Below are 20,260 nucleotides of genomic sequence, written 5' to 3'. Positions count from 1 at the left end.
TCAGATTCCTCTTACCCGTCCCAGCAGCCAGATCAGATAGATCCCTCCGATCACTCCGGTCATCCGGCCAATGGGCAGCATTACCTCCAGCGGGAAAAGCCGGGACAGAAGATCCGTCACAACCATCAGCAGGGCCCCCATCGCCGCCGCCCCGATAACGGGCAGCCGGCCGGAGGGCAACAGACGAACGACCAGTTGCGGGGCTGCCAGGGCAATAAAAGCCACCGGTCCGGCTGCTCCGGTTGCCAGGCCCGCCAGTGCCACCGCGCAGAGCACCATCGTCAGCCGGACCGCTTCCACCCGCACACCCAGTTGTCGTGCCGTGTCATCGCCCATTTCCATGAGCTGCAGACGACTGGCCAGCAACACCAGCACCGGCATCAGCACCAGACACCCCAGCCCCACCGGAATAACATGGCCCCAGTTACGGGCGTCCAGGGAGCCGGCAAGCCAGAGATTGGCGACAACCGCGTTGTCCAGATCGCCTTTTACAAGCAACAGCCCGTTAACCGCGCTGAGTATTGCCCCGATCCCAATGCCCACAAGAATCAGCCGGTAACCGGCAACCGAGCCATCCCTAACGGAAAGCCCGTAGACAACCAGCGCCGTCACCAATCCCCCGACGATGGCGGCGACGGCCACACCCAGCGCGCTCGGGCTGAACAGCACAATCTGCACAATGGCCCCGGTGGCGGCGCCGGTGGTAAAGCCAATGATGTCGGGGGACCCCAGTGCGTTGCGGGAGATGGACTGAAATATCAGTCCCGAGGCCCCCAGGGCCGCGCCAACCAGGATGGCGGTCAGGGTCCGGGGCAGCCGGATATCAAAAAACACCCGGTGAACCATGCTTCCCGGCGGCTGATTGGCCAGCTCCAGCAGCAGGTCCGGGCCAAACCCCATGGCCCCAACGCCAAGGGAGGCTGCCCCGAGGCAAACAACAAGTAACAGCAGCAAAGAAGTCACCGCCAGCGACCTGGGGCATACCAACACGGATATCCCGTGCCCCTCCCAGACCGTCTTGCGACTGCCCGCCAGGAATCTCATAGCTGGACCAGCCGTCTGCGTCGGGCGAGCGCGACAAACACCGGACCACCCAGTAAGGCCACCATGATCCCGACAGCCACTTCTTCCGGATGAATAACCAGGCGCCCGGCCATATCCGCAGCCAGCACCAGCAGTGCGGAAATCAACAGGGTATAGGGCACCAGCAGACGGTGGCCGGAGCCCACCACAAACCGGGCAAGGTGCGGCGCCGCCAGACCGACAAAGCTCACCGGGCCGGCAACCGCGGTCGCTGCGCCCGACAGCAGCACCACGGACACACAGGCCAGCCCCCAGACAGTGCCTGAGCTGACCCCGAGCACCCGCCCCAGGTCACGACCCAGTACCAGCACATCCAGCGCCCGGGTGAGATAGACGATCATGCCCAGTCCGAGCACCGCCAGTACCAGGAAGGGAACGACCAGTTCCGGCCCACGCCCCTGCAGGGATCCCACGGCCCAGTGCCGGAACCGGTCAAAAACCAGTGCATCGCTGTTGATAATGATCAGTTGGGTCAAGGCCATGAGCACAAAGGTCAGTGCGGCTCCGGCAAGCACCAGGCGGACCGGGTTGGCGATTTGCCTGACGCCCCCCAGCAGGTAGACGGCAGCCCCGGCCAGGCCGGCGCCGACCAGACCGCTGGCCATCTGACCGCCAATGCTCTGCACCTGCCAGAGGGCAATGGCGGTCACGATGGCCAGGCCGGCCCCGGCGTTCACCCCCAACAGCCCAGGATCCGCCAGCGGGTTGCGCGTCAACGCCTGCATCACGACGCCGGCTCCGCCCAGTGACACGCCAACCAGCACCGCAATGAGTGTTCGGGGAATTCGCAAGTGCCGCACCAGCAGGTGCTGATTGATTGAGGGATCAAAAGAGACAATGGCATCCAGAGCGACACCGGGCGCAATGGATCGGGCGCCGATCCCGATACTCAGGGCCATCATGGCAGCGAGCAGCAGGCAGCCACCCAGCATCACCAGGGCGTGACGCTGCCAGCGTGGCTGGCCGCTGCGCAAAGGGCTCACCGGGAGAACCGCTCCAGCATCCCGTCCACGATCTCCCGGCTGCTGAAATAGTCTATGCGGAAAGAATGCTTGCCCAGTCCATACACCTGTCCGGACTGTACCGAGGGCAGATTGGCCAGTACCGGATCATTCAGGAAATCATCCACGCCACTGTCGTCCACCCGGGTCAGGAAGGTGATGGGTGCCTCCAGCCGTGTCAGATATTCATAGGGCGTGCGGACAAAATCCTGGTCACTGGATTCCGCTCCCGCGGCAGCGCTGACCGGCTGCTCAATGCGGAATCCCAGGGCCCTGAGCAGACGGCCATGGGCGCCCTCGCGTGTCGCCACCGGATTGGTGATACCCGGCCCGTTATAGCTGATGATGTTGGCCCTGCCCTCTGGCGGTTCCATGCGTTCGCCTGCCTCGCGGACAAACTCATCAAAGGCCGTTATCAGTTGCCTGGCCTGCGACTCCCGGCCGGTCGCCCGGCCCAGCTCTGAGGCCAGTTCCTGCCAGCTCTGGGCTCCATAGTCCACCACGATGGTAGGCGCCACAGAGGCCAGATCGGCACGGTGCATCAGGGCGGAATCCGCACCTCCGGTGGAAACCACAATCAGGTCCGGTGACACCTCCAGCACCGACTCCAGGTCCAGACTGCCGGCCGCCCAGAGTTTGCGCACACCGCGAGCCTCGGCCACCGGCTGCCACTGGCTGAAAAACCGGTGATCTGCAGCCGCCGCACTGGCCACCACCGGCGCCTCGATCGCCAGCAGGGTTCCGGTGACGGTGACGGACGTGGACAGTATGCGAGCGGGCTTTTCCGGGATCCGGGTCACCGTACCGTCGGCATTCTCAAAGCTCCGCCAGGCGGCAGATTCAACGGCGGGTTCGTCCGCGGTTGAGTCACATCCGGTTATGAGGATGGCCAGAACCATCACCGGCCACAGTCGTCGCACGTTCATTCAGGTCTCTGAAGTCATCGGGATGGGAACCGGCACTATGTCGAACCGGGGCCATGAGCAGCTACCCGGAGCGGGAAAATGAATGCCCCGGTTGGTAGAAATCAGTGGTGACGGCTGACATCCGAAGGCAGGCACCCGTAATGGGCCCGGAACGCCGTTGAAAAATGACTGGGGTTGGAGAAGCCGACCTCGACAGCCGCCTGGTTGACGGTATACCCCTCGCCGGTCAGCAACTGGTAGGCGCGGACCATCCTAAGGCCCCGCACATACTGAGCGATGGTCTTGCCGGTCAACTCCTTGAAGCCGGTCTTCAGATAGCATTCGTTCATACCGATACGCATGGCAAGCTGCGCAATGGTCGGCGGCTCACGCCACTCGGCATGCAGGAGATCAACGGCCTCGCGGATCAGTTTCCTGTGGCGGGAGCTTCGTCTCTCGGATTGCGTGAGACGAACCTCACCATCCTCCCCGCTCAGGAGCTGGGCCAGCAGGGCAAGCCCCATGGACTCATACTCCAGTCGGGCGCACAGGGACGTTGTCGGACAATTGAGGATTTTCAGGGCCAGTCCCTGCATGGCCGGAGTCATGGTCAGCAATGGGCTGCACATACCACTGCCCCCGGCTTTGAGCTTCCGGCGCATGGCCATCGGCGCTTCTTCCCGCCACTGCTCCAGCATCTCGGGGGAAAGATCCAGGCCGACACCACACATCCGGCGACCTGCGCTGTGGGAAGCCGTCACCTCATCAAGGGTTCCACCACTGACCCACACTTCCCCAGGCCTGACCCGGCCACTGACGGACAGTCGGGGTATGGAAAAACGGAACCCACCCTCCAGGACCAGGCTGAACCCCAGCACACGGTTCAACTGCTGGTATCGGTTGGTCATCGGTTTGAAAAAACGACAGTTCTTACGGCTGATGGCAAGGCCACTGGGCAGTTCAAGCGATTCCATGAACCCCTCGCCCAGCGGCGCTTCGAACTGCAGAAAACTGTGGCCCTGACGGAGCTCCAGGGATAACGGCGAAGGTGCTCCGATATCAGGCTCTACAGCGGTTTTCTGAAGTTGATCTTCAAGTTGCTGCAACCTGCGAAGCACGGAGTGGTCGTGGTTCTGGCGAACCGTGTCTGGGAATAGGGCGTGAGCACTCATGATACGCACAATTGTTAATGAGTATCATTTAATTTTGATGAATATCACCTTTGATGGCAAGCCCTGCCTTCAATCACAACCGACGACTCAGAGACTCTACCGGTGGTACTGCCGGTATTTCTGCGCTCTGGTGGACATCTGGAGCTTTTCGAATTCAGCCGCCAGCAACCGGCTGGCCTCTTCCACAAGTTCCGCACTGCCGCCCTGTTTGAGCCGTTCAAAGGCTTTCTCGGCGATTTTCATGTCCTGATCCCGCAAGCTGGCAAACAGCACCTTGTTGTGAGCTTCCGGCGCCAGGGGGTGGTAATCCTCACCTTTGGTCAGGTATTCCTGCCAGACCGCCATCATCTGCTCAGGACGCCGGCGACCCATGGCATCGTTCATCAGCTCGAGGGTGCGGTCATGATACTCCGGCAGATCCGGCCGGAGCTTGGCGATCTGGTAGAGATGCTCCAGCAGGATCGGACGATCCGGATAATTGTCCCGGAGCGCCTGAAACTGACGCCGGGCAATGTCGAAATCCAGACGCCCGAGACTGGCCATGGCCTGGGCATAAGCACTGGTAAAGCGGGCGTCCTGTTCTTCCTGCTCCGGCTCAAAAAAATCCTCCCGCACCTGAAGCCAGCTCTTGCCGAACAGCGCGACCAGTGCGGCACCGGCCACCACGCCTCCGGCATGGGCCATATAGGCAATGCCGGTAGAACCGGCAAACCAGTAATCATAGATTTCCTTGCCCAGCCAGATCGGCAAAAGCAGGATAGCGGGTGCCTTCAGGTAATTGAAGTAGACCCCCAGATAGAAGAAAAACCGGATTTTCTGGAAGCCGTAGATCGTCAGGTACATGCCCATCAGGCCCGCTATGGAGCCAGAGGCTCCCACCAGGGGTATCATGCTGCCCTGGGAAAAAGCGGTGAAGACCAGCCCGGCGATGGCTCCACACAACAGGTAAGCCACCAGGTAACGCCCCGGCCCCAGCGCTCTTTCGACGGTAAAACCCAGCAGAAACAGAAAAATCAGGTTGCCGATGATGTGCGCCCAACCCCCGTGCAGGAACTGGTAACTGATCAACGTGTGCAGCTTCAGGTCGCCGGGTGTCAGGCCCAGGTCAAAGGCACTGATACGGCTCACCCAGCGCTCCTCAATGACACTGCGGTGTTCCTGCCAGTACTCACGTTCCGTTGGCGCCCAGATCAGGTCCCGGTTTTCCCGGAGGTAATAGTAGAATGACCGGTCAGAAATCAGCGTGATGGCCTGCCAGAGGGATTCGTTGTTCTGCTGCAGCTCACGGAACTGTTCCAGTTGGTCCTGACTGCCGGTCTGCCCATCAAAGCGGATCTGGCGCTCCAGGTAATCGATGTAGGCGGGGGCTTCCAGGGCCAGCAGATCGTCCTGCAGATACTGTTTCACCGCTGACTGGAGCTTGCGCTCGTCTCCACCCTGGTAAAACAGAAACACCAGCAGGCAGGCCAGCATCAGGCCCAGCGTCACCCAGGGTGGGTGGCGCCAGTCCACGGATCTCTCAGCAGGTATGATCAGCATGGGTGAATTCCGTTAGTCCCTTTCTCATCCCTGATAGGCCATCAGGCCGGACTGCGAACGCAATCAGCCGTAGACCTGCCAGACGTTCCACATCAACAGCAGGGCCGCCACCAGAATGGCCAGCCAGGTCAGGAGAATACCGATCATGCGCCCACGATGGGGGCCGCCCTGACCGTTGATCATGCCCCAGGCATGGAGAATCCGGCCGACGACCAGTGCCATACCCGTCCAGTAGATGAACGTGGAAGAGACACCGTTAATCTCCGCAATCCCCAGCATCAGAAGCCCCAGGGGGGCGTATTCAACAAGGTTGGCGTGCGCCCGCACGGCGGCCTCGAACGCGGGATCATCATTAACCCCAAGGCCCATCCGGTACCTGAACCGGTATTTGACAACCTGGGCGGACAGCACCAGAAGCAACAGCCCCGTAACAGCGGCAAAAACAGCGGTAACCGGTGCAATCATCTATGTTGTCCTGTCTGGCTCATGGCTGGCGTCTCCCGTTCGGGCACAATGACTTACTGAACGGAAGACTGCCCTGTTTTCATCGCCTGTTCAAGCCGTACCGGTCGCCGGCGCCATTCCCGCGATGGCCGCAATCATCTGCTGTCGGCAGCTTTCAACCAGCTGGGGGATATCCTCGGTGCTCAGTCCTTCGGTTTCCACCGGCGGCAGAATGCGAACCGGGACCGGCTCACGCCGGCCGCTCAGCCCCCGGCTCACGCCGTGGTATTCACCGGCGCAGACCATAGTGATGGGCGCGCCCGCCGCCACAGCCGCGTGAAAGGCGCCTTTTTTGAAGGTCCCCAGGCCACGGCCGCGGCTGCGGGTGCCCTCCGGGAACACCCAGATGCTCTTGTGATCCCGCCGGATGGCGGCACTGGTGGCCTGCATGGCCGCCACCGCCTTCTGTGAACGGCCACGGTTAAGGATGACGTTCCCCCCGAGCCAGAACACCTGGCCGAAAAAGGGCAGCCACACCAGTGAACGCTTGCCAACCGCCACCGTCCGGGGCGGCAGCAGATCCCCCATGACGAACAGGTCGTCGTTCTGCTGGTGATTGGCGATGATCACGGTGGGACGGTCCCGGGGCATGTTCTCGGCGCCCTGCAGTGGCCGCTTCATGCCCAGCAGAAAACGGCCGGTGCGGGCAATCGCCCAGCCCAGCAAACGATTGTTATCCGGATTGAAAGGCCGGGCCAGATAGAGCAGCAATGCGGCCATACAGATGAACGGAACGCTGGCCCAGGCCAGGGCTTTTCTTATTGTCGCCATACCAGTTACTTCACTCGGGGAACTTGGCGTACAAGTGTATGCCAAGTTCCCCGAGGGACACCACACGCCGAAAGTCTGCCCGGCTGTCAGGCCCGACTGATTCCCCCGCAGGGTGGGTCCAAGGCCGGTTACGCGTTATCATCCGGCCATCCCTGACATGACCAAGGACACCATCGTGAGCAACCAACGGCCGGACCTGGACTTTCACCCGCTGCGTGCGGATCTCTATCAGGAGCTGCACTCCCGGCCGTTCCAGGTTATTCCCTCCACCGCCCGGATCACCCACATCGCGGTACTGATCACCCCGGAACAGCGCCAGCAACAGTTCGAGCATTTGCAGAAACTGCACCGTCTTCTGGGCCAGCCCTGGCCGGAGGAAGAAGTGAGCTGTTATGAACACGATCTGGGGGATTTACGGATCCGGCGGGAAGTGCACATGGAGTTTGCCACCTACACGTTCATCAATCTGGCCGAATCGAAGACCGCCCCGTTCAAAGAGACGGGCCTGAGCCTGTTGCCCCAGGGCTGGATTGAGGAACTGGCCGGCACGGTGGTGGCGGCATTTCATGTGGATGTACGCCGCTCGTCGGAAGATGCCCGAAGCGAACTGGCGTTCATGCGCAAGTACTTTGAGGACACCCGGCTGGTGGGCAGCAGCCCACAGGGCGGCGCGGCCAGGATTCTGGGTTCGTTCCAACTGCACAGCGACAACTTCGGTCGGTTCATGGTGCTCAACCGGGACATGTCCAACAGCCAGCTGGGCCGGCTGGTCCAGCGGCTGATGGAAATCGAGACCTACCGGCTGATGTCGCTGCTGGGCCTCCCCCTGGCCCGGGACATCACCCCGGCACTGAATGACATGGACCAGCAACTGGCCGTGATCACCCAGTCCCTGGCCGATAACGAAAGCCTGGATGAACAGGAACTGCTGTCCCGGCTCACCAATATTGCTGCCCGGATCGAGGCGTTTCGCGCCCATTCCACCTTCCGCTTCTCCGCCACCCGGGCCTACCACCGGCTGGTACTGACCCGCCTGGAAGAGCTGCGGGAGGATGAAGTCTCGGGCCACCTGACCCTGACCGAGTTCATGACCCGGCGCCTGACACCAGCGGTGAAAACCTGCGAGGCGGTGGGCGAGCGCCTGGAGGACCTGTCACGGCGGATTGACCGGGCCTCGGAGATGATGCGCACGCGGGTGGACCTTGCCATCCAGAGCCAGAACCAGCAGCTGCTCAGTTCCATGGACCGGCGTTCCCGGATTCAGTTGATGATGCAGCACACGGTGGAAGGCTTTTCCGTGGTGGTCATCTCCTATTACCTGATCGGGCTGCTGAAAATGGCCCTGAACGCACTCCGGGAATCCGGCATGGAATTCAACACGCCGCTGATCCTCGGGGTCGCCATTCCCATCGTCATGACCGCCGTGTTCCTGGGCGTACGCCGCATTCACTACCGATTCATCCGTATGGCAAGAAAGCAGTAGACGGTCAGCTGAAACGCGGATCGCCAGCATAGGCACGATAGAACTGCTGGGCGGTCCGGCCGTTGCGCACCCCTTTGCCGGTGGCGAAGCGCATGGCTTCCAGGTGCAGCTCCTCGCGGTCCTCAAGATTCGGAAAATGAGCGTCCACCGCCTGCAGATACACATCCTTGGAAAACGGATAGAAGGACAACTGGAGACCAAACCGGTCCGCCAGTGACACCTGTTCCTCAATGGCCTCGGCGGGGTGCAGTTCGCCGTCACGCACCTCACTCTTGAGGTTGTCGCTCATGAACTCCGGCATCAGATGCCGGCGGTTGGAGGTGGCGTAGACCCGGACGTTGTCAGGCGGCAACTCCAGGGAGCCTTCGAGCACGCTTTTAAGCGCCTTGTAGCCGGACTCGCCCACCTCGAAGGAGAGGTCATCGCAGTAAAGCACAAAGCGGTAGGGCAGATCGGAAATCTCATCGACAATCTCCGGCAGATTGACCAGATCGTCCTTGTCCACTTCGATCATACGCAGGCCCAGGTTCCGGTAGCGATTGAGCAGAGCCTTGATCAGTGACGATTTACCGGTGCCCCGGGATCCCCACAGCAGGACATTGTTACAGGGCTGGCCAGCCAGGAAACGCTCGGTATTACGAGCCAGGGCCTCCTGCTGACGATCAATCCCCGACAGATCCCCCCACGCGATCGGGTCCAGCCGGCGAATGGCCCGCAATCCTGCCCGGTGACGGCGCCAGACCGCGGCGGGGACGTTCTGCCAGTCAATATTGCTTTCGTTCACAATTCTGCTCCTTTGTGGTTCCTTTTTCCGGAAAAACCTGTCTCGGATATGGTCACATCTGACTGTCGGCGGGTAAGATCTCAGGCTACACTCGATGGTAGCCACACACGGAAGCTTTATTTTGCCGATCTGCCCGTCACACCGTCATCCATGGCCTTCTACGCCACCGCTTCTGTCAGTGCTGCTGACCTTTGCCCTGATGTTTCTGTCAATACCGATGGCACTGGCACATGCCCAGGGAGACGACGCCCCCACAGTCACCATCGGTGTGGTCGCCGATAACGAACCCTACACCTTTTTTGAAGGTCGCACCCCCCGTGGCTTTTCTGTGGATGTGCTCCGGCTTGTCGAACAACACAGTGACGTCACCTTCGAATTTCGTGCCGGTAGCTGGCCGGATATCTACTCTGCCTTCATGAAAGGTGAACTGGACGCCATTGATGGCATCTCCTGGCGACCAGACCGCGCGAAAAACATTCTTTTTACCAAACCCTATCATTATCGCGAAATCTACCTCATGCGGGACACCGACAATCCGCTGCCCCCCGTAAACGAACTGGAGGATCTCAAAGGCCTTAGAGTCGGGGTTGTGGAAAACATATTCTATGGCGGCGAGTTCCAGGATGCAGGGTTTAACGCCAATACCTATGATTCCCTGCCCAGCCTGGTTCGGGCGCTGGCGTTCGGATGGATTGATGTGGCAGTCGGCCCGCGACTGACGCTGGAATACCTGGCAGACCAGAATGGTTTCCAGTTTCTGCAATTGCACGGTCCGGCACCGCTTAGTCAGTATTCAAGAGAAGACTTCCGGGTCGGGGTTCTCGCCACCAATCCAGAACTGCTCAACCGCATCCAGGCCGGACTGGATGCCATCCCGGAATCCCGGATACAGAACCTGCTGCAGCGCTGGCAGGAGTTTGGCGGTGCCCAGGCATCACAGGCTGAGCAATTACCACTGACCGCCGACCAGAAACAGTACCTGACCAACCTCGGGCCGGTACGGGTTGGTTTCATGGACGACTACGCGCCATTCAGCTTCACCGACGGCGGCCGTGTCATGGGGCTGAGCGTCGATGTCATGAACCGGCTGTCTGACCTGACCGGCATCCAGGTAATTCCCGTGCGCGGCCAATGGCCCGAGCTGATTTCCATGCTACAGGGCGGTGAAATTGATGCCATTGCCAATATTTCCTACCAGCCGGAAAGGGAATCCCTGGCCCGCTTCACCTCTCCCTACCACGTCATTCCCAATGTGGTCTTCACCACCAATCCTGAGCTGAAGTTCAGGGAACTGGCAGACCTCCAGGCCGTGAATGTCGGGCTGGGGTCCGGCATCTACTACGAAGGCACCGTCCGTATGGCCTTGCCCGACAGCCAGGTCCAGGCCTATGCCTCGCAAGAGGCCATATTCCAGGCTCTGGCCAATGGTGATGTGGATGCGGTGATCAGCGCCCTGCCCGCCGGCAACTACTGGATCCGGGAACTGGGCATCAGCGGCGCCCGTATCGCCGGTGAGCTCAAGCTCCCCGGTATCCCCGGCGAAGACCTCCGTTTTGGCGTGCGCCCTTCGCTCGCGCCACTGGCCAGCATTCTTGACCAGGCCATGGGCGCCATCTCCCCCAAGGAACGGCGGGTGATCGAAAATCGCTGGCTCGGGGCCAGCAATGGCAGCCCTGCCGAACGCACCGCCCAGGTTCGCTGGAACCGGCAGGAACAGCAATGGCTGCAAGAGCATAACCGGCAGATCCGCGTTTGTGTGGACCCGAACTGGCTGCCGCTGGAAGGCATACGGAATGGTGAGCATGTGGGCCTGTCGTCGGACGTGCTTACCCTGTTCAGCGAGAGGGGGGACCTGAGGTTCAATCTGGTGCCCGGAAAAAGTTGGATGGACGCCATCGACAATGTCCGAAAAGGCCACTGCGATCTGGTACCACTGGCCATGAAAACGCCGGCACGGGAGTCGTTTCTGGATTTCACCTCGCCCTATCTTGAGGTCCCCACCGTGCTGGTTGGTCGCATTGATACCCCGTTTATTGACCGGGTCTCCGATCTCGGCGATCAGCCCGTGGGGATTGTCGAGGGCTATGCCTTCGGCGAGCTTCTGCGCAAACGCAATCCCACGCTCAACCTGGTCACGGTTTCGTCGGAACAGGAAGGGCTACGCCAGGTCCAGAACCGGGAACTGGCCGCCTACATCTCGACACTGGCCACTGCCAGTTATTACATGCAATCACTGGGGCTGGCTGACCTGAAAGTGATCGGCCGGGTACCATCGGACTGGTCTCTATCCATAGCGACCGGCAATGATGACCCCGTTCTTGGTGACATCATGCAGAAACTGGTGGCCAGCCTGACTACCCAGGAGCGCCAGCAACTGGAGAGCAACTGGCGCAACCTCCGGATTACCGAGCAGGTCGATTATACCCTGCTCTGGCAGATACTGGCCGGCGCCGTGGTCATCACCCTGCTGCTTGTTTACTGGAACCGCAAACTGGGCCGTCTCAACCGGCAACTGGGAGAAGCCAATGCGGCCCTCTCCAGGCTGAGCGTAACCGACAACCTGACGGACCTGGGCAACCGCACCTATTTCGACCGGGAATTTCCCAAAAGCTTCCAGTGGTGTCAGCGGCACGAGGCCGGGTTTGCCGTCGCCATGGTGGACGCCGACCTGTTCAAGAACATCAACGACACCTGGGGACACGAGACCGGTGACCAGTGTCTGAAAACCCTGGCGGAGATCATGCGGGAACATTTTCGTCGGGAAACCGACCGCATTGCCCGTTTCGGAGGTGAAGAGTTTATAATCTTCACCAGCTACGAGAAGGTTTCCGATATCATGGGACGCCTGGAGAGCTTCCGCAGGGCCGTTACTGAAAGGCCCTGCGATACCCGACAGGAACAGGGCGTCGACCTGACCGTCAGCATCGGTCTGAGCTGGGGCATCCCAATGCCTGACAGCTCCCCGTCCGAATTCCTGAGGCTGGCGGACCAGGCCCTTTACAGGGCCAAGCATAATGGCCGCAACCGGCTCGAGGCGACACCGGTTGCGGATCCGGCCATACACGGCACAGACAATCACAGGAGCAGATAATGGCACGCATCTACAACGACAATTCCCTGTCTATCGGCAACACGCCCCTGGTCAGGCTCAACCGTGTCAACGACGGCGCCACTATCTGGGCAAAAATTGAAGGACGCAATCCGGCCTACTCGGTCAAGTGCCGGATTGGCGCGGCCATGATCTGGGATGCGGAAAAACGCGGTGTGCTGAAACCGGGCATGACCATTGTCGAACCCACCAGCGGCAACACCGGTATAGCCCTGGCCTTCGTTGCGGCAGCACGGGGCTACAAGCTGGTGCTGACCATGCCCTCCTCCATGAGCCTGGAACGGCGCAAGGTACTCAAGGCCCTCGGCGCCGAACTGGTCCTGACCGAACCGGCCAAGGGCATGCCTGGCGCGATTGCCAAAGCGGAGGAACTGGCCAGCGAGGACCCGGACAGGTATTTCCTGCCCCAGCAGTTCCAGAACCCCGCCAACCCGCGGATTCATGAGGACACCACCGGCCCTGAAATCTGGAACGACACCGACGGCAAGGTCGATATTTTTGTGGCAGGGGTCGGCACCGGCGGCACCATCACTGGCGTCTCCCGCTACCTGAAAAACACCCAGGGCAAGGACATTACCAGTGTTGCGGTGGAACCGGCAGACTCCCCCGTGATCAGCCAGGTACTGCGTGGAGAGGACCCGCAACCCGCCCCCCACAAGATTCAGGGCCTGGGCGCCGGTTTTATCCCGAAGAACCTGGACATGGATCTGGTGGACGAGGTCCAGACTGTCACCAACGAAGACGCCATGGCGATGGCCCACCGGCTGATGCAGGAGGAAGGCATCCTGTGTGGTATTTCCTGCGGTGCGGCCGTGGTTGCAGCCATCCGCGTCGGCCAGAAACCGGAAAACAAGGGTAAGAACATCGTCGTGGTGCTGCCGGACTCCGCCGAACGGTATCTCTCATCCGCGCTGTTCGCCGACCGCTTTGGTGAGCAGGAAAACGTTCAGTAACCCCTCTCTGCCCCGGCTGACCTGGCCGGGGCACTAATCCTTCGGCTCATCGTCACGGATCCGCAGAAAACTCGCAAACCGGGGTAGCCCGGTCGTGGTATATCCCCGGTAGCGAAACGTGATCGTACTCCCGACCGGTGGCGGATGGCGCCGCTGGGCATCCGTAAATCCGGTACCAATGCGCAGTTCGCGACCGTCTGCCAGGCGCACCCGCAGGGACCCCATCATGCCCTGCAAACGGCCCTCGCCGGGAACATGCCCGATAACCCGGCCTTCGGCATCCTGGAAAGGTTTTACCTTGAGCAGATCATCCGAACGCCCTGACTGGTAGAGACTCCTGATACGCTTGAGCATCAGACCCTCGCCGCCATCGGCAACGATTCGCTCCATGCGGGCCATCAGCTCTTTGTGACTGCCCACCGGCGCCTGCCGAACCAGTCGCAGGTAGGAGGCCCCGGAAGTCGACACCAAAGCCTCCAGGCGCTGGTAACGCTCATCAAACGGTAGGCCCGGCACCGGCAGATCGAAGACATGAAAATGTACCTGCCGCCACTCCGCCTCCACAGGCTCATGCTTTCGGACCACGCCCGAGAGGAAAGCGAACCGGCCCCGGCCAGCCCACAACTCGCCATCCAGAGGGTGTGGCGGGAAGCCACGGGTAAACCATGTCGGCGCATGATAGACGTGTCCACCCCTTGACCATAACTGCTGACCATCCCAATAGGCGCGTACGCCATCAAGCTTTTCGCTGACCCAGTAATCGGCCAGATGAACGCCCTTGTCGTAGACGTTCGCCAGGGGAATGGCCGGTGGCTCAGCAAGCGACTGACCGAGAGGCATTAGTATCAACAGAACAGCGGCGAGGGCCAGGGCCGGAAACGACGCCCGGAATGGCCTGATGGTGTGCAGTGGCATGATCCCTTGCCCTTATCTTCGGCGAGAACCCGGGCATTCCCGCCCGGGCTTTCAGGTGTGATGCCCGGTGCCTGTATCGTCACCGGGCATCACTCGGTTAACTGGCTTTGGTGGCCTCGTAATCCCGGACCATCCCATACAACTGATCCTTGAGGCTCAGGCGTTTCTTCTTCTGGGTTTCCAAATATTCGTCGGCGGTGTGCTCGGCGCCACTTTCAATGCGGTGAATTTCATGATCGAGTTCGTGGTATTCCTCGAACAGGCGGGCGAAGTGGGTATCGTGGGTTTTAAGCTCGTGAATGCTCTCTTTGGATTCGGGCAGTTCGCGCAACAGATCGTGCTTTTCCAGTGTCATATCGTTCTCCCGTCTGGCCTGATGAGAATGAACAGGCATCTGACTTCACTCTAGAGCGCCGGGGCCTGCCAACACTTGACCGGAGTCAAGGGCAGCCACGGCCGTGTCTTTCTGTGACACAGTCGACCGCCACATCTTTTGCGGCCTTAAAACCATTGTCATATCATGCGCGCACTATAACAACAACAGGGGTTAACACGAGTTCATACCATGGGCATTCCCGAAGCACTCAGGCAATCCAGCCCGGGCCTGGCAGACCAGCTCCGGACCGCGATTGAAAAGCAGCAACTGAACCAGCGGGCGGAACAGACCTACCTGCACTGGATCGACCGGTTTGTGCTTTTCCACGATCTGAGGGACCCCTCCGGTTTTTCCGATGAGGAGCAGCAGCAGTTTCTCGCCTACCTTCGTGACAGCCTGCGCCTGTCACGGGCGCGCCTGAATCAGGCCCGACAGGCCCTGATGTTCTTTTACGCGGACGTCCTCGGCAAGCCGGTCACCGATAGCACCGTGGCCGCCTGAACCCCTAGCCGGCCTCCCCGGGCGGTTCGTACCGGATGTCAGTGATCACCAGCGTGATCCAGCCCTCCGGCGTTTTCACCGACACCTCATCGTCCAGTCGTTTGCCGATCAGGGCCCGGGCAATGGGTGCGTTCAGACTCAGGTAGCCCCGGTCCAGGTCGAACTCGTCGGCACCGACGATCCGGAAGCTCTGTTCGTCGCCGTTTTCATGTTCAACGGTGACCCAGGCCCCGAAGTAGACCCGGCTCTGGTCATCCGGCAGGCGATCCACCACGGTCAGCTCGTCCAGGCGCTTGCTCAGGAAACGGACCCGCCGATCAATTTCCCGGAGCTGTTTCTTGCCATAGATGTATTCCGCATTTTCCGAACGATCCCCCTGCGCCGCCGCTTCCCTGACCGCCTGGGTCACTTCCGGGCGTTTGACCTTCCACAGGTACTGGAGCTCGTCGCGCAGAGCCCGTTCACCTTCCGGTGTAATGTACCGGGGACGGGCATTGCCACTGCCGGTCGGTTTACTCATGGTCACAGCTTCCAGACGAACGGAGAGCTGCCAGACGGGCCGGACGGACCATTGGCAATAAATCAGGAGCTCTCCGGAGAAATTTCAGGTATAAAAAAACCCCGTGAATCACGGGGTACAAGGCTAGCGCTGTGCTGGAGGAGGAGGCAAGCAGTTGACGCCCTGCCTCCAAATCTACACTCTCTATTCTGCATATCCGTGATTACATCGCAGTGGCCCCGGCGTTACGTTTTGGCAAGGAGGAAAGCAGTCAATGAGCACCCGAAAATGGCAGGAAAAAGCTCTGTCCGGTATCGACGCCCTGGGCTATCAACTGGATGACTGGGGCATCACCAGCAAAGTGAACCGGCACAATATCGCTGCCTACCTGATGCTCCGGCAGATCTGGTTACAGGGGCAGTGGGACAGCCTGCAGGCAAAAATGGCCCGCCGTCGGCTGCAACTGGAACGTACCCGACAGCGGTTGGAGACCAGGCAGGATGGTCTGGGCCGGGTTGCGCGAAGGATCCGGAAATGCCGGCAGACTCATTGATCCCGGCTGTCCCCGTTTTCCGATGCGCCATCAACGGTATTGTTCTCAATCGCCTTCTGGCGCTTGGATTTCCTGCGCTGGGCCGGGATGTAAACCGTAGTGGTCAGGCCGGGCATGTCGTCACCGGGGTAAGTGTCGGTGAGCACAATCCGGCCCTGATGAATCTCGGCCACCGCATTGACCAGGCTCAGCCCCAGACCATTGCCAGGCAATGACCGGCTTTTACCGACCCGGTAGAACCGCTGGAACACCTGGTCTTTTTCGTCGTCCGGGATACCGATACCCGAATCCCGGACCTCAAAGACCGCGTCAGCATTATCCCGGCGCACGTTCACCTCAATCACACCCTGCTCCGGGGTGTACTTGATGGCATTGTCAATCAGGTTGCTGACCATCTGGAACAGCAGGTCACGATCGCCGTCAATGACCACACCCGGTTGCATGGACTGCCGGAATTCCTGGTCTTTTTCTTCCGACAGGGCTTCGTATAGTTCACAGGCATCGGCCACCAGTTCATCCAGCGCCACCGGTTTCATATCGGCCGTGTTACCCCGGGTTTCCAGTCGGGCAATCCGCAGCAGCGCGTTAAAGGTGGCGAGCAACTGGTCCGCCTCCGCCACCGCACGGCCCACATGCTCCCGTGCCTCGTCATCATCCACGGTGATCAGGGTATTCTCAAGCTGGTTACGCAGGCGGGTCAGCGGTGTCCGCAGATCGTGAGCGATGTTGTCCGAAACATGCCGGATGCCTTCCATCAGATACACGATCCGGTCCAGCATACGGTTGAGGTTATCCGCCAACTGATCGAAATCGTCGTCGGTTCCCCGAGTCGGAATACGCAGGGACAGATGACCGTTCATGATCCGCCGGGAGGTGCTGTTGATCACTTCGATGCGCCGGGTGGTACTGCGACTCATCAGGAAACCGCCCAGCAGGGCCAGGGCAAGCGTAATCCCCATGCCCCAGTTGATGGCCGCCTCAATGACCTTTTTCAGGTTGGTCAGATCATCCACATCACGCCCGACCAGCAGACGCAAGCCGCCCTGGACCTCAAAGATACGGGCCCGCGCCAGCCTCTCCGGGCCATTCCAGCCTACGGACTCATCAAGGGTGAAGTTGATCCAGCCGGTCTCCGAGGAGTGGCTTTCCCCCGGCCAGGTTTCCAGATTACCCGCCAGTTTGACGGAGTCGTCCGTGGTCAGCAGGTAAATGGACTTGGCATTGGGGTCACGGGCAACCCGCTCGCGCAGGATGGTGATCAGCCCGTTGACACCACCGCTGCGGTACTGCTCCGCCAGACCGGCGATTTCCGCCTCGATGGTCTCGTCGGTCTGGGCAGTCATGAACCCGGCGGTGCGCCAGTAGATAAAGGCCAGCAATATGAACACGGAGGTGGCAAACACCACCATGTACAGAAGGGCCAGTTGGAAGGACGAGGTCCGGAGCTGACTAAGCAGTTTCACGCAGCATGTATCCCGCGCCCCGGACCGTCTGCAGCAGCGGAGTATCGAACTCCTTGTCGATCTTGGCACGCAACCGGCTGATGTGTACATCAATCACATTGGTCTGGGGGTCAAAGTGATAATCCCAGACTTTTTCCAGCAGCATGGTGCGGGTAACCACCTGGCCGGCATTGCGCATGAGGTATTCCAGCAGGCGGAATTCCCGGGGCTGGACATCAATATTCTTGCCGGCCCTTTTCACCGTACGCGCCAGCAGATCCATTTCCAGATCCGCCACACGCAGTACAGTCTCGGTTTCCGCGGTGTGCTGGTTACGGCGAATCAGAGACTCGATACGCGCCAGCAGTTCATGGAATGAGAAGGGTTTGGTCAGATAATCATCGCCACCGCCACGCAGACCTTCAACACGGTCGTCCACATCGCCCAGGGCGCTGAGGATGATGACAGGGGTCCGGTTACCGGTCGCCCTGACCGTCTTGATGATGGAAAGCCCGTCCATGCCTGGCAGCATGCGATCCACGATCATGATGTCGTAGTCTTCGCTGGCGGCCATCATCATGCCCTCTTTGCCATCGGCGGCATGATCGACAACAAAATCGGATTCACGAAGCCCTTTCAGCAGATAGCTCGCCACATCCTGATCATCTTCGATTACCAGCGCTTTCACCGGTGCTCCTCCTGATTCTCAATCAATTGTGAACTAGGGTACGGAGATCTCAGAAAACCGACCAGTTACGATCCTGTAAGAGGGTGTCGCTGACGGCGACGGTCAGCGCCCCGCCATGAGCCAGCCCAGAGACCGCCCTGTACCCTGTTGGGGATGGTATTCCGCACTTAACCAGCCGGTGTATCCAAGGCGGTCCAGCGCCCCAAAAACATTCGAAAAGTTAATCTCACCGGTACCTGGCTCATGACGACCAGGGTTATCGGCAAACTGTATGTGCCCGATCCAGGGCAACAGGTGCTCGATTCGGCGGATCAGATCCCCTTCCATGATCTGCATATGGTACAGATCATACTGCAACCGCACGTTATCGGCATCGACGTCACGGATCAATGCCATGACCCGCTCCGAGGTATCCAGCATGAACCCCGGCATGTCGACCCGGGAATTGATCGCTTCCAGACACAGGGTGATGCCCTCAGCCTGCAGGCATTCGGCCGCATAGCGGACATTGGCCACCAGAGTCTGCCAGGCCACCGGCTCGTCGACGTCCATCGGCTTCAGGCCTGCCAGACAGTTAATCCGACGACAGTCGAGCGCCTTCGCGTACTTGAGGGCTTGTTGTACCCCCTCATGGAACTCCTGTTCCCGGCCGGGCAGACAGGCGATGCCCCGCTCTCCGGCATCCCAGTCCCCGGGTGGCAGATTAAACAGGACCTGGGTCAGCTCATGCCTGCTCAGTTCTTTAGCCAGGGTGTCAGCCGGCCAGGCGTAGGGGAACAGGTACTCTACGCCGGAAAAACCGGCAGCCCGGGCCAGACCAAAGCGCTCCAGAAAGGGGACCTCGGTAAACAGCATGGTGAGATTGGCGGCGAAACGCGGCATGGCTTACTCCCTGGGCCCGCGACCCAGCGAGCCCATCAGGGCGCCGTTCAGGTGTTCCAGTTCCAGCAGCAGGCCACTATGATCCACATCGCTGTGGCCATTGGCTACCAGCGACTGGTAACCGTTGTGTACCTGCTGCGCCAGGGGCAGGGTCAGCCCCTCCGCCCGGGCCTCGTCCAGGATCATTCGCAGGTCCTTCAACTGGATGCGGGCCGGCGCACCCGGCTCGAAGTCCCGGTCGATCATACGCTGGCCATGCAGCTCCAGAATCCGGCTGCCGGCAAAGCCGCCCATCAGCGCCTCACGCACAGCCGCCGGGTCGGCGCCGCCTTTTGCCGCCAGCAACAGCGCTTCGGACACGGCCCCGATGGTGATGCCGACAATGGCCTGGTTCGCGAGCTTGGCGAGCTGGCCGGCTCCGACCGGGCCAATGCGGGTGCAGGTCCCGAGCGCCTGGAACACCGGTTCGGCCCTGGCGACATCGGCCTCGGAGCCGCCGGCCATGATGCTCAGCCTTGCCTGCTCGGCGCCCACCGTGCCGCCGGAGACAGGCGCATCCACGTAGCCACAGTCGCGCTCACCGGCCAGGGCGGCGTGATGCCGGGCCACCGAGGGCTGCACCGAACTCATATCAATCAGCAATGCGCCGGGCCGGAGCGCGTCAATCACCCCCTGGGACACCAGCACCTGTTCGACCACATCGCTGTTCTCCAACATGCAGATCACCAGGTCGGCATTCGCCACCGCCTCGGATGGAGAGTTCGCTATGGTCGCCTCGGAGGCAAAAGGCTCGCATTTGCTGGCCGTGCGGTTCCAGAGTGTCATCGCAAAGCCGGCATCCAGCAGGTTGCGGGTCATGGGCGCACCCATCAGGCCAATGCCCAGGAAGGCGATGTGAGGGCGGGGTGTGGTCATAGCTCGGGCCTTTGTCGGAATATGGAAGCCTGTCTGACGGAATGGGGAGGGGCTGTCCAAAACTGTGCGGAGCCAGGGATGGCGGAGCCCAAGCGTCACATGGATGTGCCGCCAGGAGCGTGTTTTGGACAGCCCCTCCCCATTCCGTCCAACCGTTTTAGCAGGTTCCGATTATACAAACAAAA

General features: G+C 60.6%; 20 protein-coding genes. 5 read left to right on the top strand and 15 right to left on the bottom strand.

What is annotated here, in order from left to right; genetic code table 11:
• From HNR38_RS00420 to HNR38_RS00390, 7 genes are all read right to left on the bottom strand, one after another.
• Entirely contained in the window at positions 1 to 963 is a 963-nt protein-coding gene (locus tag HNR38_RS00420; protein WP_343068220.1) for a FecCD family ABC transporter permease, read from the bottom strand.
• A 77-nt stretch (positions 964 to 1,040) separates the two neighbouring features.
• Entirely contained in the window at positions 1,041 to 2,015 is a 975-nt protein-coding gene (locus tag HNR38_RS00415; RefSeq protein ID WP_183699683.1) for a FecCD family ABC transporter permease, read from the bottom strand.
• A 47-nt stretch (positions 2,016 to 2,062) separates the two neighbouring features.
• A complete protein-coding gene (fepB, locus tag HNR38_RS00410; RefSeq protein WP_221275603.1) occupies positions 2,063 to 3,010 on the bottom strand; it encodes a Fe2+-enterobactin ABC transporter substrate-binding protein in 948 nt (315 codons plus the stop codon).
• A gap of 101 nt (positions 3,011 to 3,111) precedes the next feature.
• Positions 3,112 to 4,161, bottom strand: a complete 1,050-nt coding sequence (locus HNR38_RS00405) for a helix-turn-helix transcriptional regulator (RefSeq protein WP_183698643.1) — start codon at positions 4,159 to 4,161, stop codon at positions 3,112 to 3,114.
• A 96-nt stretch (positions 4,162 to 4,257) separates the two neighbouring features.
• On the bottom strand, positions 4,258 to 5,700 hold the full coding sequence (locus HNR38_RS00400; RefSeq protein ID WP_183698641.1) for a rhomboid family intramembrane serine protease: 1,443 nt from the start codon (positions 5,698 to 5,700) through the stop codon (positions 4,258 to 4,260).
• A gap of 63 nt (positions 5,701 to 5,763) precedes the next feature.
• Complete coding sequence (locus HNR38_RS00395) at positions 5,764 to 6,165, bottom strand: MAPEG family protein (protein WP_183698639.1); 402 nt, start codon at positions 6,163 to 6,165, stop codon at positions 5,764 to 5,766.
• A gap of 90 nt (positions 6,166 to 6,255) precedes the next feature.
• Entirely contained in the window at positions 6,256 to 6,975 is a 720-nt protein-coding gene (locus tag HNR38_RS00390) for a lysophospholipid acyltransferase family protein (protein ID WP_183698637.1), read from the bottom strand.
• Positions 6,976 to 7,150: 175 nt separating this feature from the next.
• Here HNR38_RS00390 and HNR38_RS00385 point away from each other — a divergent pair, with 175 nt between their 5' ends.
• Positions 7,151 to 8,458: a DUF3422 family protein gene (locus HNR38_RS00385; protein WP_343068188.1), complete on the top strand. Its 1,308-nt coding sequence runs from the start codon at positions 7,151 to 7,153 to the stop codon at positions 8,456 to 8,458.
• A gap of 4 nt (positions 8,459 to 8,462) precedes the next feature.
• Here HNR38_RS00385 and HNR38_RS00380 read toward each other — a convergent pair whose 3' ends face one another.
• The gene (locus HNR38_RS00380; protein ID WP_379919084.1) at positions 8,463 to 9,242 is read right to left on the bottom strand and encodes an ATP-binding protein; all 780 of its coding nucleotides are present in this window, start codon (positions 9,240 to 9,242) and stop codon (positions 8,463 to 8,465) included.
• Positions 9,243 to 9,459: 217 nt separating this feature from the next.
• Between HNR38_RS00380 and HNR38_RS00375 the strand changes: the two genes are divergently transcribed.
• On the top strand, positions 9,460 to 12,333 hold the full coding sequence (locus tag HNR38_RS00375) for a transporter substrate-binding domain-containing diguanylate cyclase (protein WP_183698633.1): 2,874 nt from the start codon (positions 9,460 to 9,462) through the stop codon (positions 12,331 to 12,333).
• Entirely contained in the window at positions 12,333 to 13,304 is a 972-nt protein-coding gene (gene cysK / locus HNR38_RS00370; protein ID WP_183698631.1) for a cysteine synthase A, read from the top strand. Before HNR38_RS00375 ends, cysK begins: the two co-directional genes overlap by 1 nt.
• Before the next feature lie 33 nt (positions 13,305 to 13,337).
• On the opposite strand, the gene HNR38_RS00365 is transcribed toward cysK, so the two are convergent.
• Positions 13,338 to 14,219: a DNA ligase gene (locus HNR38_RS00365; RefSeq protein WP_183698629.1), complete on the bottom strand. Its 882-nt coding sequence runs from the start codon at positions 14,217 to 14,219 to the stop codon at positions 13,338 to 13,340.
• A gap of 97 nt (positions 14,220 to 14,316) precedes the next feature.
• Entirely contained in the window at positions 14,317 to 14,574 is a 258-nt protein-coding gene (locus HNR38_RS00360; protein WP_183698627.1) for an HP1242/YdcH family protein, read from the bottom strand.
• A 210-nt stretch (positions 14,575 to 14,784) separates the two neighbouring features.
• Between HNR38_RS00360 and HNR38_RS00355 the strand changes: the two genes are divergently transcribed.
• On the top strand, positions 14,785 to 15,096 hold the full coding sequence (locus HNR38_RS00355; protein WP_183698625.1) for a site-specific integrase: 312 nt from the start codon (positions 14,785 to 14,787) through the stop codon (positions 15,094 to 15,096).
• Positions 15,097 to 15,100: 4 nt separating this feature from the next.
• Here the strand turns inward: HNR38_RS00355 and greB are convergent, their stop codons facing one another.
• The gene (gene greB, locus HNR38_RS00350) at positions 15,101 to 15,616 is read right to left on the bottom strand and encodes a transcription elongation factor GreB (protein ID WP_183698623.1); all 516 of its coding nucleotides are present in this window, start codon (positions 15,614 to 15,616) and stop codon (positions 15,101 to 15,103) included.
• A gap of 253 nt (positions 15,617 to 15,869) precedes the next feature.
• On the opposite strand from greB, the gene HNR38_RS00345 reads away from it, so the two are divergent.
• Positions 15,870 to 16,148: a hypothetical protein gene (locus HNR38_RS00345; RefSeq protein WP_183698621.1), complete on the top strand. Its 279-nt coding sequence runs from the start codon at positions 15,870 to 15,872 to the stop codon at positions 16,146 to 16,148.
• On the opposite strand, the gene HNR38_RS00340 is transcribed toward HNR38_RS00345, so the two are convergent.
• The 4 genes from HNR38_RS00340 to HNR38_RS00325 form a co-directional block, all read right to left on the bottom strand.
• Positions 16,142 to 17,611, bottom strand: a complete 1,470-nt coding sequence (locus tag HNR38_RS00340) for an ATP-binding protein (RefSeq protein WP_183698619.1) — start codon at positions 17,609 to 17,611, stop codon at positions 16,142 to 16,144. The two genes, HNR38_RS00345 and HNR38_RS00340, sit on opposite strands and share 7 nt — an antisense overlap.
• The gene (locus tag HNR38_RS00335) at positions 17,598 to 18,278 is read right to left on the bottom strand and encodes a winged helix-turn-helix domain-containing protein (protein ID WP_183698617.1); all 681 of its coding nucleotides are present in this window, start codon (positions 18,276 to 18,278) and stop codon (positions 17,598 to 17,600) included. Before HNR38_RS00335 ends, HNR38_RS00340 begins: the two co-directional genes overlap by 14 nt.
• 102 nt (positions 18,279 to 18,380) lie before the next feature.
• The gene (hyi, locus tag HNR38_RS00330; RefSeq protein WP_183698615.1) at positions 18,381 to 19,160 is read right to left on the bottom strand and encodes a hydroxypyruvate isomerase; all 780 of its coding nucleotides are present in this window, start codon (positions 19,158 to 19,160) and stop codon (positions 18,381 to 18,383) included.
• 3 nt (positions 19,161 to 19,163) lie between these two features.
• Positions 19,164 to 20,075, bottom strand: coding sequence for an NAD(P)-dependent oxidoreductase (locus tag HNR38_RS00325; protein ID WP_183698613.1), 912 nt, complete (start codon positions 20,073 to 20,075; stop codon positions 19,164 to 19,166).
• Between the last annotated feature and the right edge of the window lie 185 nt (positions 20,076 to 20,260).

This window comes from Marinobacter oulmenensis (assembly GCF_014201735.1).
Lineage (GTDB): Bacteria > Pseudomonadota > Gammaproteobacteria > Pseudomonadales > Oleiphilaceae > Marinobacter > Marinobacter oulmenensis.
The sequence above is the reverse complement of the archived record's forward strand: the minus strand, read 5'-3'. Positions and strand labels throughout refer to the sequence as shown.

What these genes read in the sequence shown, in the direction of transcription:
- HNR38_RS00415 (WP_183699683.1), bottom strand. Translation starts at nt 2,015, where the DNA reads ATGCTGGGTGGCTGCCTGCTGCTCGCTGCCATGATGGCCCTGAGTATC.
- fepB (WP_221275603.1), bottom strand. Translation starts at nt 3,010, where the DNA reads ATGAACGTGCGACGACTGTGGCCGGTGATGGTTCTGGCCATCCTCATA.
- HNR38_RS00405 (WP_183698643.1), bottom strand. Translation starts at nt 4,161, where the DNA reads ATGAGTGCTCACGCCCTATTCCCAGACACGGTTCGCCAGAACCACGAC.
- HNR38_RS00400 (WP_183698641.1), bottom strand. Translation starts at nt 5,700, where the DNA reads ATGCTGATCATACCTGCTGAGAGATCCGTGGACTGGCGCCACCCACCC.
- HNR38_RS00395 (WP_183698639.1), bottom strand. Translation starts at nt 6,165, where the DNA reads ATGATTGCACCGGTTACCGCTGTTTTTGCCGCTGTTACGGGGCTGTTG.
- HNR38_RS00390 (WP_183698637.1), bottom strand. Translation starts at nt 6,975, where the DNA reads ATGGCGACAATAAGAAAAGCCCTGGCCTGGGCCAGCGTTCCGTTCATC.
- HNR38_RS00375 (WP_183698633.1), top strand. Translation starts at nt 9,460, where the DNA reads ATGGCACTGGCACATGCCCAGGGAGACGACGCCCCCACAGTCACCATC.
- cysK (WP_183698631.1), top strand. Translation starts at nt 12,333, where the DNA reads ATGGCACGCATCTACAACGACAATTCCCTGTCTATCGGCAACACGCCC.
- HNR38_RS00365 (WP_183698629.1), bottom strand. Translation starts at nt 14,219, where the DNA reads ATGCCACTGCACACCATCAGGCCATTCCGGGCGTCGTTTCCGGCCCTG.
- HNR38_RS00360 (WP_183698627.1), bottom strand. Translation starts at nt 14,574, where the DNA reads ATGACACTGGAAAAGCACGATCTGTTGCGCGAACTGCCCGAATCCAAA.
- HNR38_RS00355 (WP_183698625.1), top strand. Translation starts at nt 14,785, where the DNA reads ATGGGCATTCCCGAAGCACTCAGGCAATCCAGCCCGGGCCTGGCAGAC.
- greB (WP_183698623.1), bottom strand. Translation starts at nt 15,616, where the DNA reads ATGAGTAAACCGACCGGCAGTGGCAATGCCCGTCCCCGGTACATTACA.
- HNR38_RS00345 (WP_183698621.1), top strand. Translation starts at nt 15,870, where the DNA reads ATGAGCACCCGAAAATGGCAGGAAAAAGCTCTGTCCGGTATCGACGCC.
- hyi (WP_183698615.1), bottom strand. Translation starts at nt 19,160, where the DNA reads ATGCCGCGTTTCGCCGCCAATCTCACCATGCTGTTTACCGAGGTCCCC.
- HNR38_RS00325 (WP_183698613.1), bottom strand. Translation starts at nt 20,075, where the DNA reads ATGACCACACCCCGCCCTCACATCGCCTTCCTGGGCATTGGCCTGATG.